The following is a 15,670-nucleotide window of genomic DNA, read 5'->3' as shown; positions in this document are numbered from 1 at the left end:
GCAGTACGAAACCACACGGAGGCCATCATGGCTCAAAACCCGCGCGTGCCCCACGCCACCGCCGACGACATGGACGAGCCCGTCGGACGTGACGAACCGGCGAACCCAGCCACTGGCGACACCGGGCAGCGCAAGCTCGACGAGCGCGACAAGCGCACTCACGAGACATCGGAGAACGAACTGCCCTCTTCGCAGGACAAGAATCCGGTGCCCCCCGATTCGACCGCATCGTGACGCGAGACCGGAACCCGCCCTCTTCGTCCAGCCGCCGCAATGGTTTGCCCGCTTCAGCCCGGTCAGACGATTTCCGCAGAATGAATACCGGAGATTCAACATGTCTACCGAGACTTACGTTCGCAACGGACACACCGTCGAGATCAGCATTGATCACGATCCGACGGGACAGCACACGTGGGCCTACACGATCGACGCGGACGGCTACACCGAAATGCGCGATCGCCCGCTCGAAAGCTTCGAAGCCGCGATGGAAGGCGCGAAGCATCACGCCAACGCGAAAGCGGACGCGCTGGACGCAGGCAGCGCGACGCAGTGAATGCGCATGGCTGCGCGAATCGACCGGAGTACCAATGAAGGCCTTTCAGTTCGAGCATCGAGACGATTCGCGCGCATGGAACCATGCCCGCAGACTATCGCTATCAGCGCGGGACGGTTGCGATCACCATTATTGAAAGGCTGTCGGCGCGCAGGTGTGGATGGCCTCGCGCGCGCGGACCCCGGGCGCGTGCGCGCTGAGCGTCAGAATCATCAATCGCGGCCACGCGATCTACACGCAACCCGCGCCGATCAAGCTCGGCGCGATGGTCATCGCGAGTTTCGTGCAGGAAGCCCCGATGACAGCCGACAAGCCGCGCGCCTGATTCGAACCGACGTCACAGCACGCGCTCCGGCGGCGTGCGGTTCGGCGGATCGCCGATCGGCTGCGGCGTGCCGTTCGGGGGCATGGGGTCGCCGTCGGGCGGCGTCGGCGGGTCGGGATCGGCATCGGGTGTGGGCATGTCGTCGGGTGTCGGAATATGCATCCGCTCGTCCGCCTGAATCTCGAAGCGCGTCTGAACCATCCTGGTCTCCCTCATGTGTGGGCGCCAGCTCCTCCCGCATTCCGCGTGCCGCGCCCGTTGGTCATGGCAGGAGCGTCGACGAGTCGAGATCGGCGAGTTTCGTGAGTTCGTCACGCCGTGTATCGCATGCGCCGCGCACTTGTCGCCCGTAGCCGATCCAGATCACGAAGGCCAGGGTCGAGAGACTTCCCAGCGCGAGAAACGCCACCGGATAGCCATAGAGATGCGCGAGCCAGCCGCCCAGCATCGGACTGAAGCACGCGCCCGCCGCCTGAACGCCCTGCACTGCGCCCTGTCCCAGATTCACGCGACCGCTTCCATGCAGCAGATGCACGACGAGCGCGGGCACCGCGACGCTCTGCAAGCCCGCGCCCAGGCCATCGAAGACCTGCACCGGCACGATGCCCGATGGAGGCGCGACGAAGGCCGCCGTGACGGCCCGCAGCGGCAGCGTCGCGAGCGTGACGAGGATGATCCACCAGAAGCCCCAGCGGCGGATCGCGCGGCTCGCGCAGGCCGCGACGACCAGCATGACCACTTGAGAGATGACGATGTTGGCGGCCGTCACATGGCTCGGGTCCGCCGTATGCGTCGCCGCGACGGCCAGGCTGTAGAGCGGCAGCATCGCCGAATTGCCGAGATTGAAGGCCGCGAGCGCGGCGGCCAGCACCAGCAGCGGGCGATTGCGCAACAGCACGTGCACGCTGTCTGCGCGGATCTCGGAGGCTTCGTCGTCATCCTGCTTCGCAAGGCCGCGCGCGAAATGCCGGTGCACCGAGCGCGCCGGAATCCACAGCGCCGCGATCACGCAGCCCACGCCGAACGCCGCGCTCAGCGCGAACACATAGGGAATGCCGAGCCACGCGCCGAGCCAGCCCGACAACGCCGCCGCCGCGATGTTGCCCGCGTGGTTCGCCACCTGATTGCGTCCGTACTGCCGGTCGAAGTTGTGCCTGCCGACCATGCCTAGCGTGAGCCCGGCGAGCGCCGGGCCCATCGTCGCGCCGGCGATCGCGGTGGCGATCTGCGAGAGCGTGACGGGCCAGAAGCCCTGAAAGAACCAGATGACGATCGCCGCGACGATCGACAGCGCACTCGCTGCCGCGACAACGGTGCGGCGGTACGCGGTCGCATCGACGAGCGCGCCGGCGGGCGTCGTGACCAGCATGCCGACGATGCCGCCAATGGTCAGCACCGTGCCGATGCGGTCCGGCGTCCAGCCGTGCGCCTGCAGATAGATGCCGAGAAAGGGCCCGACGCCGGCCTGGATATCGGCCGCGAAAAAGCTCACGGCGAGCAGCGGGACGGTGGGCTTCACGTTCTTCATGGCCAGGCCGTCTTGTGGGTGAACAGGCTTCAGAGCACGACCTGCACGCCGAGCTCGACGACATCTTCGCTTCGAAGCCCGAAATACTCCGCGCTCGACGCCGAATGAAACGACATCTCTCCGAACAGCCGCTCGCGCCAGCGCGTCATCTGCCCGTGCGAGCAGCCGGGCATGGCCTCGTCGCGCGGCAGGAAGAAGGTCGTGTGCTTCGGGTCGAAACGCCAGTCGCCGAGCTGGCCGTCCAGCGATGCGAGCAGGCGCGGCAGATTAGGCCGCTCGACGAAGCCGTGGCGCGAAATGACTTCATAGCAGCCCGCGCCGAGATCGCGCACTTCGATGCGCGTGTGCTCGTCCACGCGCGGCGCCGATTCCGGGCGGTTCGCGAAGATCACCGTCGTCTGATGCAGCACGCGGTTGTGGCGCACGTTGCTGGTGAGCGCGGAAGGCGTCGCGCCCGGCGTGCTGCCCGGGTAGACGGCGGTGCCGGGCACACGCGCGGGCGGGTCGCTGGCGTCGAGCGCTCCATGCAGAAACTCGTCGAGCGGCTGCGCGCGCGACGCATGGCGCTGCGCGAGTTCGAGACCGCGATGCCACGTCGACATCAGCACGAACAGCACGATGCCCGCCGCGACGGGGAACCAGCCGCCCTGCGGAATCTTGTGGATGTTCGCGGCGACGAGCAACGCATCGATCGCGATGAGCGGCGCGCTGAGCGCCGCAACGGCGAGCCACGGCCAGCGCCAGACGTTGCGCGCGAGACTCACCATCTGCACGGTGGTGATGAGCATCGTGAGACCGACCGCGATGCCGTAAGCGGAAGTCAGCTTGTCGGAGCTGCGAAACGCGAGCACGAGGAAGATCACCGCGGCGAACAGCAGCGCGTTCACGGCGGGCACATAGACCTGGCCGCGCTGCGACGGCGAGGTTTCGATCACGCGCAGACGCGGCAGAAAACCAAGCTCGATGGCCTGACTCGTCATCGAGAACGCGCCCGAGATCACGGCCTGCGATGCGATCACGGTGGCTAGCAGCGCGATCAGCACGGTCGGTATCAACGCCCAGTCGGGCGCCGCGAAAAAGAACGGCTGCTTAGCCGAGCCCGGTTGATGAAGTATCGTCGCGGCCTGCCCGAAGTAGCCGATGATGATCGCCGGAAACACGACGAACAGCCACGCGAGCCGGATCGCGCGGCGGCCGAAGTGACCGATGTCGGCATAGAGCGCCTCGGCGCCGGTCAGCGCGAGAATCACCGCGCCGAGTATGGTGAACGCGAGCGCCGCATGCGTGTGAACGAGCGCCCACGCATACATGGGCGAGAGCGCGCGCAGCACGTCCGGATGCTGCGCGATGCGATAGATGCCGACCGCGGCCAGATAGACGAACCAGATCGACATCACCGGCCCGAACGACTTGCCGACGACCGCGGTGCCGCGCCGCTGGAACATGAACAGCGCGACGAGAATGGCCGCCGCGAGCGGCACGACGACCGGATCGAACTTCGCGCTCACCTGCCGCAGGCCTTCCACGGCCGAGAGCACGGAAACGGCGGGCGTGATCATCGAATCGCCGTAGAACATGGCCGCGCCGAACAGTCCCGCCATCAGCAGCACATGCGGCACGCGCTGGCCCTTCTGCTCGTAGCCCGAGCGCACCAGCGCAGTCAATGCGACGATGCCACCTTCGCCTTCGTTGTCCGCGCGCATGACATAGCAGACGTACTTGCCCATCACGACGATGACGACGGCCCACACGATCATCGAGAGGATGCCCATGACGACAGCCGGGTCGAGCGTGCCCGCCTCGCTCACGCCCTGCCGCAACGCGTAGATCGGACTCGTGCCGATATCGCCGAACACCACGCCGAGCGCGCCCAGCATGAGCCCCGACAACGCCTTCTGTTTTGGCGCGGCCGCCGCCTGAAGCTCGTGATGCGGTGCGTGATGCTCGCGAGCATCGCTGGAAGTCGAAGTCATCCGACGCGTGCGTGATCCGGAAGTGTGTGGTGTCGAGCGCGTAGCAAGTGCCGTTCCGCCAAGGCTCGAAATGCATGCGGGACCCTCGCTTGCTGCCTCTGGAAAGGTCGGGTTCCTTTGTGGAACCGATCATGGATACGACCCGCGCGGTCAGCGCGATCGGGACATCGCAGGACATGCACGAGACGCCCGAGACCTTTCCGTTCGGCGTCTGAATGGTGCTTTCGTTTTGCGACGCTCGTAATCGTAGGTAAGCGTTGCTTACACATGCTCACGTCCTTTTTCGGCGCCGTTGCGTAAAGTCCCGCCAACGAAGCGCGCAGCCCCACGCGGGCCGCCGCCGTGAAATCAGCTCATTGCAACTTCGAAGAGGACACCATGAAAAAGAATCGAATCGTCGCCGCGCTGTTGTGCGCCACCATCGGACTGACGACGGGTGCGGCCTTCGCCCAGCCCGCGCCGGGCGGCCCCGACCAGAATCGCGACATGCGCGGCGCGCCCGGCGGTCCCGGCCACGGCCCCGACATGCGTGGTCCCGACGTGCACGGCCAGGACATGCACGGTCAGGACATGCATGGCCACGATGCACCGCGTCCCCCGCAGCATGCGAACGAAGCGCCGCGTCATCCCGACTGGCGCAAAGGCGAACGTCTCCAGTCCGAGTACCGCAATCACGAGTATGTAGTCGACGACTGGCATGGCCACGGTCTGCGTCAGCCGCCGCGCGGATATCAATGGGTCGGCGTAGGCGCGGATTATCTGCTGGTCGCGGTGGCGTCGGGCGTGATCGCGCAGGTCGTACTGTCTCAGTAAGCAAGGACGCCCTACAAAAGAAAAGCCCGCCGGTCAGGGCGGGCAAGAATGCGCTCTCGAGAGGGGATCGAAGCGCATTTTGAACAACCTGGTTTGCGCGAACCTCGACCGCGCGAAAGAAGTACGCGTTTCAACCAACGGTACTCAAGGTTTCCTGTGAAGCAGGTCGGGCCGGTCGCCGCGTTCCAGCGCCATGCCCGGCTTTACCGGTACGTCGACCCCCTGGTCGAAGATGAAGCCCATTGCGATTTGCTCGGTGTTGGTCGACCCGCAGGCCGGGCATTCCTCGTCTTTGAGTGCATCATCGGTATAAATCAGCTTGTTGCAAGCCGCGCAGCGGATAAGCATGTGCACTCCCGAATTCACTATAGATACAGAATCATTTATATGTCAAAAAAGACGTGCATCCAATGGTTCATTACCCATGCCTTGCGCGCGCCTTTTTGCACTATGTACTGATTGGATAACGGGTCCTCCTTCGTTTAACGCACGATAGTCCATTCCGATTCGCACGCACCGGCCGCAATCGCCGACTCATTGAAGGGCGGCGTGATCCCGACATCCGGCGGCCCGTGCCAGCGAACCTCGAACCGCTCTTCCACATGCTCGCCCTGCACCGATGCGGGCATCCTTCCCTTCGTGGATCCAGCGACGATCGTGAGCCGGCAACCGGAGGCGCGCATTGCATCAACGAGCGCTTCGCGCGAGAAGCGGCCGCGGCGATACGTTATGCGAAGCTCGGCCTCGTTCTCACGCGGGATGCGTGCCTCGACTGCCTTCAAAAACCACAGCACGACGATACCCAGCACGAGCCCCAGCACGCCGAGCCCCAGTTGACCGCCGCCGAAGCATAGCCCGACGACCGTCACGAACCACAACGTCGCGGCGGTCGTCACGCCCTTGACGAGACCGTCCTTGCGCAGGATCGCGCCAGCGCCAATGAAGCCGACGCCCGACAGTATGCCGAGCGGCAGGCGCATCAGATCCAGCGTCGCGAACGAACCCGGCGTCTTTCCCGACTGAGCCAGCAACGCGTTGGCCTGCAACATCGCGAGACACGCCGCGAGGCAGACGAGCAGCGTCGTTCTCAATCCCGCCACCTTGCCCGACTCGCCACGGTTCAGTCCGATCAGCACTCCTGCCAGCGCCGCGAGCGCGAGTCGCACGCCTACGTCGGTCCATTCGAGTGTGAGAGGCATGAGCGCCATGTCACGTGTTTCCCGGGCAATCGATCAAGGTCTGCGCCACTCATGCGCCCTCCATGTATAGCAATCGTCGAGCCCGGTCATGCGGAACGCGCATGCACGCGCTCATGCGGCTCGTCGAGGGGAAGCGGCATGTCGTTTGCGCACGAGCCAGATGTGCATCGCCGATGCTTCACCGATCTTGCAACGAGATCGCGGCTTCGTCTTTCGATCTGCAATCCGGAGACTTTCATCATGACTACCACCGTCGGCGATTTTCTGATCGACCGCCTGCATGCCTGGGGCGTGCGTCGCATTTATGGCTATCCCGGCGATGGCATCAACGGTGTGTTCGGTGCGCTCAATCGCGCGAAAGGAAAGATCGAATTCATTCAGGCGCGTCATGAAGAGATGGCTGCCTTCATGGCCTCCGCGCACGCGAAATTCACCGGTGAGCTCGGCGTATGCATCGCGACTTCGGGACCGGGCGCGGCGCACCTCATCACTGGTCTCTACGACGCGCGCCTCGATCACATGCCGGTGCTCGCGATCACCGGTCAGCAGGCGCGCGCCGCGCTCGGCGGTCACTATCAGCAGGAAGTCGATCTCGCCGCGATGTTCAAGGATGTTGCCGGCGCGTTCGTGCAGCAGGCGAGCGTGCCCTCGCAGATTCGTCATCTGGTCGATCGCGCGGTGCGCATCGCGCTGGCGGAACGCCGGGTCACCGCGCTCATCCTGCCGAACGACCTGCAGGACCTCGATTACGAGCCGCCGGGCAGAAAGCACGGCACGCTGCATTCGGGCGTCGGCTATCGCGCGCCGAAGATGGTCCCTTATGCCGATGACCTGCAACGCGCCGCCGACGTGCTCAATGCGGGCAAGAAGGTCGCGATTCTCGTCGGCGCGGGCGCGCTGCAGGCGACCGACGAAGTGATCGCGATCGCCGAAAAGCTCGGCGCGGGCGTCGCGAAAGCGCTGCTCGGCAAGGGCGCGCTGCCCGACGATCTGCCCTTCGTGACCGGCTCCATCGGACTGCTCGGCACCGAGCCGAGCTACAAGCTGATGACCGGATGCGACACGCTGCTCATGATCGGCTCGGGCTTTCCCTACTCCGAATTCCTGCCGAAGGAAGGCGCGGCGCGCGGCGTACAGATCGACATCAAGGCCGACATGCTGTCCATCCGTTATCCGATGGAAGTGAATCTCGTCGGCGACAGCGCCGAGACCTTGCGGGCACTTTTGCCCCTGTTGCAGCAGAAGACCGAGCGCGGCTGGCGCAACGACATCGAAGGATGGATGGCCGACTGGTGGAAGACGCTGGAGAAGCGCGCGATAGAACCCGCGAAAGCCGGCGTGAATCCGCAACGCACGGTGTGGGAGCTGTCGCCGCGCGTGCCCGCGAATGCCATCGTCACGAGCGATTCGGGTTCGGTCGCCAACTGGTACGCGCGCGATCTCAAGGTGAAGCGCGGCATGCTGTGCTCGTTGTCGGGCGGCCTCGCGTCGATGGGCGCCGCCGTGCCCTACGCGATCGCGGCCAAGTTCGCGCATCCCGAGCGACCCGTCGTCGCGCTGGTGGGTGACGGCGCGATGCAGATGAACAACATGGCCGAACTCATCACGGTCGCGAAGTACTGGAAGCAATGGACCGATCCACGCTGGATCTGCATGGTGCTCAATAACGAGGACCTCAATCAGGTCACGTGGGAACAGCGCGTGATGGAAGGCGATCCGAAGTTCGAGGCATCGCAGGACATCCCTTCCGTGCCTTATCACAAGTTCGCGGAGCTGATCGGCCTGAGAGGCTTTTACGTCGATGATGCCGAGCGCATGGCCGCCGTGTGGGACGAAGCATTCGCATCGGACCGGCCGGTCGTGATCGAAGTGAAGGCCGACCCGAACGTGCCGCCGCTGCCGCCGCACATCACGTTGGCGCAGGCGAAGGCGTTCGCGACCACGCTCATGAAGGGCGATCCGGGCCAGGGGCACATGATCGTCGATACGGCCAGGCAGGTGCTCGGCGCGGTGCTGCCGGGACACAAGGACAAGTAGCAAACAGGCAGGGGGCAAGCAGGCTCATGCATCTCTCGAAACGCGAGGCGCCGATTGAAGCGATTCGCACGCGCGCCTATACCATTCCCACCGACAAGCCCGAGGCCGACGGCACTTTCGCGTGGAACTCGACCACGCTCGTCGTCACCGAAGTCGTCGCGGCGGGCAAGACCGGCATCGGCTGCACGTATAACGACGCGTGTGTGGCGAAGCTGATCGACGCGACCCTTGCGCCGATGCTCATCGGCGAGGACGCGTGGAGTATCGACGCGCTATGGCAACGCATGCAGCAGCGCGTGCGCAACATCGGCCGCTCGGGCGTCGCGGCGACCGCCATATCGGCGCTCGACTGCGCGCTGTGGGATGTGAAGGCGCGTCTGCTCGACATGCCGCTCGCGCGTTTGCTCGGCGTCATGCGCACGCGCGTGCCGCTGTATGGCAGCGGCGGCTTCACCACCTACACCGACGACGACATGCGCGATCAGCTGGCGCACTGGGTGCATGAGAACGGCTGCCGCTGGGTCAAGATCAAGATCGGCAGCGAGCCTTCGCGCGATCCGCATCGCGTGCGCGTGGCGCGTGAAGTGATCGGCGGCGACGCGGGGCTTTTTGTCGACGCCAACGGCGCGCTGGATCGCAAGCAGGCGCTGCATTACGCGCAGGTCTTCGCGGAACAGAACGTGATGTGGTTCGAAGAACCCGTGTCTTCGGATGACATCGCGGGGTTGGCGAAGTTAAGAAACGCGCTGCCCGCGCGCATGGAACTGGCCGCGGGCGAATACGGCTACACGCAGGACGACTTTCGCGCGCTGCTCGCGAACGAAGCCGTCGATGTCCTTCAGGCCGATGTCACGCGTTGCGGCGGCATTACCGGTTTCATGCGCGTGGCGGCGTTATGCGATGCGTTTCATATTCCGCTGTCGGCGCATTGCGCGCCCACGATGCATCTGCATGTCGCGTGCGCCGCGCCGCGTCTGAGGCATCAGGAATGGTTCCACGATCACGTGCGCATCGAGCAGATGCTGTTCGACGGCGCGCCGCACGTCGTCGATGGCGCGATGGCGCCGGATATGTCGCGGCCCGGCTGCGGGCTCGACTTCAAGCACGCGGATGCGCAGCAATACGCGGTGTAGAAAAGAACGGACCAGACGATGAAACAACCAAGCGCAGGGAATATCGCGGTCGCATGCGGGCTTGCTCTGGCTGGCGCGGCATTTATCGGCACGAGAGAAAAGCGGCGTGAAGCGCCGGTGCGGACACATATCGACACCGCGCGCACCTTCAACCGCAGCTCCGCGCTGCTCGCGCTCTCCGTGCTCGCGGACAGCGCGATGGAGCACTATCGCGGCTCCTTCGACAACCCGGCGATGTACACGCCGCTCGTGGTCTCCGCGCTGTCGCTGCTCGCGGGCGTGCATGGCGGACGCGACCACGAACCGCAGCGTCATCCGCTGCGCAATTCGGTGTATGTCGGCGCGGCGCTGGCGGGCGTCGCCGGCACGGGTTTTCACTTGTACAACATCACCAAGCGTCCCGGCCGATGGAGCTGGCACAACCTCTTCTACGCCGCGCCGATCGGCGCGCCGATGGCGCTGCTGCTTTCCGGCGCGCTCGGCGCGGTCGCCGAAAGGCTGCGCGATGAACCGATGCACGAGCCGCGGCTCTTCGGCATGCCCGCCGGACAGGCGCTCGCGCTCGTCACGAGCGCCGGTCTCGCCGGCACGCTCGGCGAAGTCGCGCTGCTGCATTTTCGCGGCTCGTTCCAGAACCCGGTCATGTACGCGCCCATCGTGATTCCGCCGATTGCGTCCGCGCTGCTCGTGAATACCGCCATCGCCACGCCGCGTCCGCGCTGGTTCACGCGGCTCTGGCTGCGCATGACGACGGCGCTCGGCTTCATCGGCGTGGGCTTTCATGCGCGTGGCGTCGCGCGTAATCAGGGCGGCTGGCGCAACTGGAGCCAGAACCTCTTCAACGGCCCGCCGCTGCCCGCGCCGCCCAGCTTTTCGGCGCTCGCGCTCGCGGGCCTCGCCGCGCTGCGTTTGCGGGAGACGGAGAAATGACGCTGCCTCGCTACCCCGGCTATGACGTGACGATGAAGCGCGACACGCCCTCGTGGGACGAGATCACGCGCGAAGTGATCGACGCACGTCTTGCCACGCCCACGGAACCGCGCTTCTTCGACGCCGTGCAATGGATCGCGTTGAACGCGTTGTGCGCGTGCATCGTGCCACAGGACCGCGAACGCGATCCCGCACCCCTGCCCGCTCTGCTCGATGCAAAGCTCGTGAAGGATACCGGCGACGGCTATCGCGACGCGCGCCTGCCATCAATGCGCGATGCCTGGCGTATCGGCCTCGCCGCGCTCGACGCCGAAAGCCGCGCGCGCCATGAACTGCCGTTCGCGTCCATCGACCGGGATGCGCAACACGCGCTCTTGCGCGACATGCAGGAAGGCAAGCTGAACCACGCGGAATGGCGCGACATGCCAGCGGCGCTGTTCTTTTCGATGCGCGTGCTGCACGACATCTGCGGCGCGTATTACTCGCATCCGCGTGCATGGAGCGAGATGGGCTTCGGCGGTCCGGCGAACCCGCGCGGCTATGTGCGCATGGTGTTCGGCAGGCGCGATCCGTGGGATGCGGCCGAAGCGAAGCCTGGAGAAGAGGCCGCCGCGAGGAAGGAGAACCTGCGTGTCCGATGACGCTCAACACGTGCCGCGCGGCAAGAACGGACGCGCGCCCGATGTCTTTCATCGAGGCGCGTGGCTGCCGATGCAGGCGTATGAAGAGAACGACCCAGTCGATTTCGCGATCGTAGGCACCGGCGCGGGCGGCGGCACGCTTGCATGCCGTCTCGCGGAAAAAGGCTTTCGGGTGGTCGCTTTCGACGCCGGCGCGTGGTGGCGTCCGCTCGAAGAATTCGCGTCGGATGAAACGCATCAGTCGAAACTCTTCTGGACCGACGAGCGCATCTGCGACGGCGAAAGTCCGCTCAGGCTGGGCAGCAACAACAGCGGCAAGGCAGTGGGCGGCAGCACCGTGCATTTCGCGATGGTGTCCTTACGCTTCCGGCCCGAATGGTTCAAGTCCAGAAGCGTGCTCGGCTACGGCGCGGACTGGCCGCTCGACTGGCGCGAGATGTGGCGCTATTACGCGGAAGTGGAGAGCGCGCTGAAGATATCCGGGCCTGTCACCTATCCGTGGGGACCGAAACGGCCTCGTTACCCCTATCGGCCGCATGAGCTGAATGCGGCGGCGCTGGTGCTCGCGCGCGGCTGCGAGGCGCTCGGCATAGACTGGACGCCGACGCCGCTCGCGACCGTCTCCGCACCGCGCGGCGAGTCGCATCCGTGCGTGTATCGCGGCTTCTGCGTGTCGGGATGTGCGACGAACGCGAAACAGAGCGCGCTCGTGACATGGATACCGCGTGCGGTGCGCGCGGGCGCGGAGATACGCGATCTCTCGATGGTCGGCCGCATCGTCATCGGTGACGATGGCCGCGCGCAAGGCGTCGAATACTTTCGCGAGGGGCGCTGGCGCTTTCAGCGCGCGCGCAATGTCGTGGTCGCGGGTTACGCGATCGAAACACCGCGCCTGCTGCTCATGTCCGCGACCGACCGCTATCCCGATGGCCTCGCGAACAGCTCGGGCCTCGTCGGCAAGAATCTGATGGTGCAGCTGAATCAGGCCGTCTGGGGAACGATGGACGAGGAAGTGCGCTGGTACAAGGGCCCGCCCTCGCTCTCGATGACCGAGCACTGGAACTACGAAGACCGCGGCAAGGACTTCTTCGGCGGCTATTGCTACATGAGCCAGGGGCCATTGCCCGTCGCATGGGCGGCCGTGCAGAACGGGCGCGGGCTGTGGGGCCAGGCGCTCGTGGACGAGATGCGCAAGTACAACCATCAGGCCGGCTTGAAGATTGTCGGGGAAACCATGCCGCAGGAGCGCAACCGCGTCACGCTCGCCGATGAAAAGGATCAGTACGGTCTGCCCGTTGCGCGCGTAACCTATTCGCTGTGCGACAACGACAAGCGGCTCGTCAGGCATTCGCTCGATTACATGAGCGTGGCGCTGGAGGCGGCCGGCGCACGCGATGTCTGGCGTCAGGACGACGACACCTGTCATCTGAACGGCACCGCGCGCATGGGCGACGATCCCGCGACCAGCGTGGTGAATGCCGATTGCCGAAGCTGGGATATCGATAATCTGTGGATCTGCGACGGCTCCGTGTTTCCGACGGTGGGCGGCGTCAACCCGTCGCTGACCATTCAGGCAATCGCGCTGCGCACGGCGGATCGCATCGAAGCGCTTGCGGCGCGAGGGGAGTTGTCAAGATGAGAAAGCCCAGGGTCGTCGTCGTAACGGGAGCGAGCGCGGGCGCGGGGCGTGCGGCGGCGCTCGAATTCGCGCGTCATGGCGCGCATGTCGCGTTGATCGCGCGCGACGCGCAAGCACTCGAACACGCCGCCGACGACGTGCGCAAGCTTGGCGTTAAGGCCTTGCCGATCGCGCTCGACGTCAGCACGAGCGGCGCGCTGGATCAGGCCGCGACGCGCATCGAAGCCACGCTCGGCCCCATCGACGTATGGGTCAACGATGCGATGGTCACCACGTTCGCCGCGCTCACCGACATGAGCGAAGACGAGTTCCGCCGCGTAACCGACGTCACTTATCTCGGTTACGTGTGGGGCACGATGGCCGCGCTGAAGCACATGCTGCCGCGCAATCGCGGCGTGATCGTGCAGGTGGGCTCCGCGCTCGCCTATCGCTCGATTCCGCTGCAATCGGCATATTGCGGCGCGAAGCACGCGATCCGCGGCTTCACTGATTCCCTGCGTTGCGAACTGCGGCACATGAAGAGTCGCGTCCACGTGACGATGGTGCAGATGCCCGCGCTCAACACGCCGCAGTTCGACTGGGCAAGATGCGCGATGCCGCATGCGCCGCGCCCCGTCGCGCCGATCTACGAACCCGAGGTCGCGGCGCGCGCGATCCGCTGGGCCGCGCTGCATCGCAGGCGCGAGTTGTGGGTCGGCGCTTCGTCGATCAAGGCGATCGTCGCGAACCAGATCGTGCCCGGATGGCTCGATGCGTATCTCGGCCGCACGGGTTATCGCGCGCAACAGGACAAGTCGTGGCCCGCCGATCACGGCCCCGGCAATCTGTGGGAGCCGGTGGGCGGGCTGCATCGCGTGCACGGGCGCTTCGAGTCGGAAGCCAAACCCGTAAGCGCATCGTTCTGGGCCGACACGCATCGCAAGCTGCTCGCGGGCGCGGCCCTTACGCTCGGCGCGTGCATCGTGCGTGGCTTGCGGCGGCGCGGGTGATCATGGCTCCGCGTATCGAAGACCACGCGCTGCTCGGCGACGGACGAGCCTCCGCCCTCGTCACGACGGACGGTTCGATCGACTGGCTCTGCTGGCCCATGTTCGAATCCGCGCCATGCTTTGCCGCATTGCTGGGCGACGCATCGAACGGGCACTGGCGCATCGCGCCCGTCGAACCGGTGCGAAGCGTGACGCGCCGCTATCTCGACTCCTCGCTCGTATTGCAGACGACGATGCATACCGCGAGCGGCAGCGTGGAAATCACCGACTGCCTCGCGTGGGGCGAAACGCCCGCGCGTCTCGTGCGTCGCGTGCATTGTGTATCGGGGCGCGTCACGATGGCGAGCGAGTTCGCGATCCGCTTCGATCATGGGCGCACGCGGCCATGGCTGCGCCCGTTCGGCAAGCGCATCGCGGCGATCGGCGGCGCTCACGCATTGTGGTTCGATACGCCTTCGGAGCCCGTGCTGGATGCAGACGCCGTGCGTCACGAGATCACGCTCGCCGAAGGCGAATGCTGCGACTTCGCGCTGACCTGCTGTCGCTCCTGGGATGCGCCGCCGGCGGCGCCCGATGTGCGCGCCCTGCTCGACGCGACCTTGCATCACTGGGCGCAGTGGTCGGCGCGCCTCGAACTCAAGGACCAGCGCTATATCGAGCCGATACGACGCTCGCTTGCCGTGCTGCGAGGATTGACGCACCGGCTGACGGGCGGCATCGCGGCGGCTGCGACGAGTTCTTTGCCCGAGCGTATCGGCGGCGATCTGAACTGGGATTATCGATATTGCTGGCTGCGCGATGCGAGCTTCACGATGCTCGCGCTCGCGGGCACCGGCATGCGCGGCGAAGCGCAGGCATGGCGCGACTGGCTGCTGCGCGCGCTGGCGGGCGATCCCGTGCATACGCAGACCATCTACACGACGGAAGGCGATTCGCACATCGCCGAATGGAGCTGCGACTGGCTGCGCGGTTATGAATCGTCACGCCCGGTGCGCTTCGGCAATGCGGCGGTCACGCAGTCGCAGCACGATATCTATGGCGAGATCATCGACGCGCTGTACGTCTCGCGCTGCCACGGCATGCCGCCCGACGACGACATCTGGAAGCTCGAACACGACCTCATCGAACATGTGCGGCGCATCTGGCGGCAGCCGGACAACGGCGTGTGGGAGTCGCGCGGCGGGGCTCGCCACCATACGCTCTCGAAGGTGATGGCATGGCTCGCGCTCGATCGCGGCATCAAGTGCGCGGAACGGTTCGGACATGACGCGCCCGTCGACGAATGGCGGCACGATGCGGACGTCATTCGTCACAGCGTGATGACGCATGGCTTTCATCGCGGCGTGAACGCCTTCACGCAATGCTATGACAGCGACCGGCTCGACGCGAGCCTGTTGCTGCTGCCGTTGCGCGGCTTTCTGCCCGCCGACGATTTGCGAATGATCGCGACGGTCGACGCCATCGAAAGACGTTTGATGCACGATGGTCTGGTGTTCCGCTTTCTGGACCAGCACGATGCGCGGCCCGAGGGCGCGTTCATCGCGTGCTGTTGCTGGCTTGCGCAGGTGAGGCAGATGCAAGGGCGCGAGACGCAAGCGCGGACATTGTTCGAGCGCGTGCTTTCCATTCAGAACGATCTCGGCTTGCTGGCCGAGGAATACGACACGGAAAAGAAGCGGCAGTGCGGGAATTATCCGCAGGTGCTATCGCATGTCGCGCTGATCAACGCGGCCTGTTATTTCGACGACACCGATCATTCGTTGCATGCCCTGTAGCTCAGCGCGACGCCAGCTGGTGCGCGACGATGCCATGCGCCGCGCGTAGCCCGCGCATGCCTTCATACGTGGCTTCCCGAGGGTAAGCACGAGCGGTTCCACGCCGGGAATGCGGCTTGCCTCGGCATCGATGTC

The 15,670-nt window shown here is 65.5% G+C and carries 16 protein-coding genes; 11 read left to right on the top strand and 5 right to left on the bottom strand.

Going from position 1 to position 15,670, the window contains the following annotated elements:
- The first annotated feature begins 27 nt into the window (after positions 1–27).
- The 3 genes from AWB79_RS11150 (at position 28) to AWB79_RS38165 (ending at position 878) form a co-directional block, all read left to right on the top strand.
- Positions 28–234 (top strand): hypothetical protein, encoded by a 207-nt coding sequence (locus AWB79_RS11150; RefSeq protein WP_061167476.1) that lies wholly within the window; start codon positions 28–30, stop codon positions 232–234.
- Positions 235–334: 100 nt separating this feature from the next.
- The gene (locus AWB79_RS11145) at positions 335–553 is read left to right on the top strand and encodes a hypothetical protein (RefSeq protein WP_061167475.1); all 219 of its coding nucleotides are present in this window, start codon (positions 335–337) and stop codon (positions 551–553) included.
- Positions 554–713: 160 nt separating this feature from the next.
- A complete protein-coding gene (locus AWB79_RS38165; RefSeq protein ID WP_082862328.1) occupies positions 714–878 on the top strand; it encodes a DUF3331 domain-containing protein in 165 nt (54 codons plus the stop codon).
- 12 nt (positions 879–890) lie between these two features.
- Here the strand turns inward: AWB79_RS38165 and AWB79_RS11140 are convergent, their stop codons facing one another.
- The 3 genes from AWB79_RS11140 to AWB79_RS11130 are packed head-to-tail and all read right to left on the bottom strand — an operon-like array spanning position 891 to position 4,379.
- Positions 891–1,094, bottom strand: coding sequence for a hypothetical protein (locus AWB79_RS11140; RefSeq protein ID WP_232470874.1), 204 nt, complete (start codon positions 1,092–1,094; stop codon positions 891–893).
- Positions 1,095–1,140: 46 nt separating this feature from the next.
- Positions 1,141–2,406 carry an MFS transporter gene (locus AWB79_RS11135; protein WP_061167473.1) on the bottom strand — a complete coding sequence of 422 codons (1,266 nt, stop codon included), beginning with the start codon at positions 2,404–2,406 and terminating at the stop codon, positions 1,141–1,143.
- A gap of 29 nt (positions 2,407–2,435) precedes the next feature.
- A complete protein-coding gene (locus AWB79_RS11130) occupies positions 2,436–4,379 on the bottom strand; it encodes a potassium transporter Kup (RefSeq protein WP_061167472.1) in 1,944 nt (647 codons plus the stop codon).
- Positions 4,380–4,757: 378 nt separating this feature from the next.
- On the opposite strand from AWB79_RS11130, the gene AWB79_RS11125 reads away from it, so the two are divergent.
- Entirely contained in the window at positions 4,758–5,192 is a 435-nt protein-coding gene (locus tag AWB79_RS11125) for an RcnB family protein (RefSeq protein WP_061167471.1), read from the top strand.
- 144 nt (positions 5,193–5,336) lie between these two features.
- Here the strand turns inward: AWB79_RS11125 and AWB79_RS11120 are convergent, their stop codons facing one another.
- Together AWB79_RS11120 and AWB79_RS11115 are read right to left on the bottom strand one after the other, a co-directional pair.
- A complete protein-coding gene (locus AWB79_RS11120) occupies positions 5,337–5,540 on the bottom strand; it encodes a hypothetical protein (RefSeq protein ID WP_061167470.1) in 204 nt (67 codons plus the stop codon).
- 134 nt (positions 5,541–5,674) lie between these two features.
- Positions 5,675–6,400: an MgtC/SapB family protein gene (locus tag AWB79_RS11115; RefSeq protein ID WP_061167469.1), complete on the bottom strand. Its 726-nt coding sequence runs from the start codon at positions 6,398–6,400 to the stop codon at positions 5,675–5,677.
- A gap of 231 nt (positions 6,401–6,631) precedes the next feature.
- On the opposite strand from AWB79_RS11115, the gene AWB79_RS11110 reads away from it, so the two are divergent.
- Genes AWB79_RS11110 through AWB79_RS11080 form a run of 7 tightly spaced genes read left to right on the top strand, consistent with a single transcriptional unit; the run spans position 6,632 to position 15,535 of the window.
- Positions 6,632–8,428: a thiamine pyrophosphate-requiring protein gene (locus AWB79_RS11110; RefSeq protein WP_061167468.1), complete on the top strand. Its 1,797-nt coding sequence runs from the start codon at positions 6,632–6,634 to the stop codon at positions 8,426–8,428.
- A gap of 26 nt (positions 8,429–8,454) precedes the next feature.
- The gene (locus tag AWB79_RS11105) at positions 8,455–9,561 is read left to right on the top strand and encodes an enolase C-terminal domain-like protein (protein ID WP_061167467.1); all 1,107 of its coding nucleotides are present in this window, start codon (positions 8,455–8,457) and stop codon (positions 9,559–9,561) included.
- An 18-nt stretch (positions 9,562–9,579) separates the two neighbouring features.
- Entirely contained in the window at positions 9,580–10,491 is a 912-nt protein-coding gene (locus AWB79_RS11100; RefSeq protein WP_061167466.1) for a hypothetical protein, read from the top strand.
- The gene (locus AWB79_RS11095) at positions 10,488–11,132 is read left to right on the top strand and encodes a gluconate 2-dehydrogenase subunit 3 family protein (protein ID WP_061167465.1); all 645 of its coding nucleotides are present in this window, start codon (positions 10,488–10,490) and stop codon (positions 11,130–11,132) included. The genes AWB79_RS11100 and AWB79_RS11095 overlap by 4 nt, the downstream gene beginning before the upstream one ends.
- Positions 11,122–12,771, top strand: a complete 1,650-nt coding sequence (locus AWB79_RS11090) for a GMC family oxidoreductase (protein ID WP_061167464.1) — start codon at positions 11,122–11,124, stop codon at positions 12,769–12,771. Before AWB79_RS11095 ends, AWB79_RS11090 begins: the two co-directional genes overlap by 11 nt.
- Positions 12,768–13,760 carry an SDR family oxidoreductase gene (locus AWB79_RS11085; RefSeq protein ID WP_061167463.1) on the top strand — a complete coding sequence of 331 codons (993 nt, stop codon included), beginning with the start codon at positions 12,768–12,770 and terminating at the stop codon, positions 13,758–13,760. Before AWB79_RS11090 ends, AWB79_RS11085 begins: the two co-directional genes overlap by 4 nt.
- Before the next feature lie 2 nt (positions 13,761–13,762).
- Positions 13,763–15,535, top strand: coding sequence for a glycoside hydrolase family 15 protein (locus AWB79_RS11080; protein WP_061167462.1), 1,773 nt, complete (start codon positions 13,763–13,765; stop codon positions 15,533–15,535).
- Positions 15,536–15,670 lie beyond the last annotated feature (135 nt).

This window comes from Caballeronia hypogeia (genome assembly GCF_001544875.2).
GTDB lineage: Bacteria > Pseudomonadota > Gammaproteobacteria > Burkholderiales > Burkholderiaceae > Caballeronia > Caballeronia hypogeia.
Note: the sequence above shows the minus strand (reverse complement) of the source record. Positions and strands in the feature narration are given on the sequence as shown.

Bases quoted from the DNA above. Each gene is read 5' to 3' on its own strand.
- AWB79_RS11105 (WP_061167467.1), top strand. From the start codon at position 8,455: ATGCATCTCTCGAAACGCGAGGCGCCGATTGAAGCGATTCGCACGCGC.
- AWB79_RS11115 (WP_061167469.1), bottom strand. From the start codon at position 6,400: ATGGCGCTCATGCCTCTCACACTCGAATGGACCGACGTAGGCGTGCGA.
- AWB79_RS11100 (WP_061167466.1), top strand. From the start codon at position 9,580: ATGAAACAACCAAGCGCAGGGAATATCGCGGTCGCATGCGGGCTTGCT.
- AWB79_RS11145 (WP_061167475.1), top strand. From the start codon at position 335: ATGTCTACCGAGACTTACGTTCGCAACGGACACACCGTCGAGATCAGC.
- AWB79_RS11135 (WP_061167473.1), bottom strand. From the start codon at position 2,406: ATGAAGAACGTGAAGCCCACCGTCCCGCTGCTCGCCGTGAGCTTTTTC.
- AWB79_RS11140 (WP_232470874.1), bottom strand. From the start codon at position 1,094: ATGAGGGAGACCAGGATGGTTCAGACGCGCTTCGAGATTCAGGCGGAC.
- AWB79_RS38165 (WP_082862328.1), top strand. From the start codon at position 714: ATGGCCTCGCGCGCGCGGACCCCGGGCGCGTGCGCGCTGAGCGTCAGA.
- AWB79_RS11125 (WP_061167471.1), top strand. From the start codon at position 4,758: ATGAAAAAGAATCGAATCGTCGCCGCGCTGTTGTGCGCCACCATCGGA.
- AWB79_RS11095 (WP_061167465.1), top strand. From the start codon at position 10,488: ATGACGCTGCCTCGCTACCCCGGCTATGACGTGACGATGAAGCGCGAC.
- AWB79_RS11110 (WP_061167468.1), top strand. From the start codon at position 6,632: ATGACTACCACCGTCGGCGATTTTCTGATCGACCGCCTGCATGCCTGG.
- AWB79_RS11150 (WP_061167476.1), top strand. From the start codon at position 28: ATGGCTCAAAACCCGCGCGTGCCCCACGCCACCGCCGACGACATGGAC.
- AWB79_RS11120 (WP_061167470.1), bottom strand. From the start codon at position 5,540: ATGCTTATCCGCTGCGCGGCTTGCAACAAGCTGATTTATACCGATGAT.
- AWB79_RS11085 (WP_061167463.1), top strand. From the start codon at position 12,768: ATGAGAAAGCCCAGGGTCGTCGTCGTAACGGGAGCGAGCGCGGGCGCG.
- AWB79_RS11130 (WP_061167472.1), bottom strand. From the start codon at position 4,379: ATGACTTCGACTTCCAGCGATGCTCGCGAGCATCACGCACCGCATCAC.
- AWB79_RS11080 (WP_061167462.1), top strand. From the start codon at position 13,763: ATGGCTCCGCGTATCGAAGACCACGCGCTGCTCGGCGACGGACGAGCC.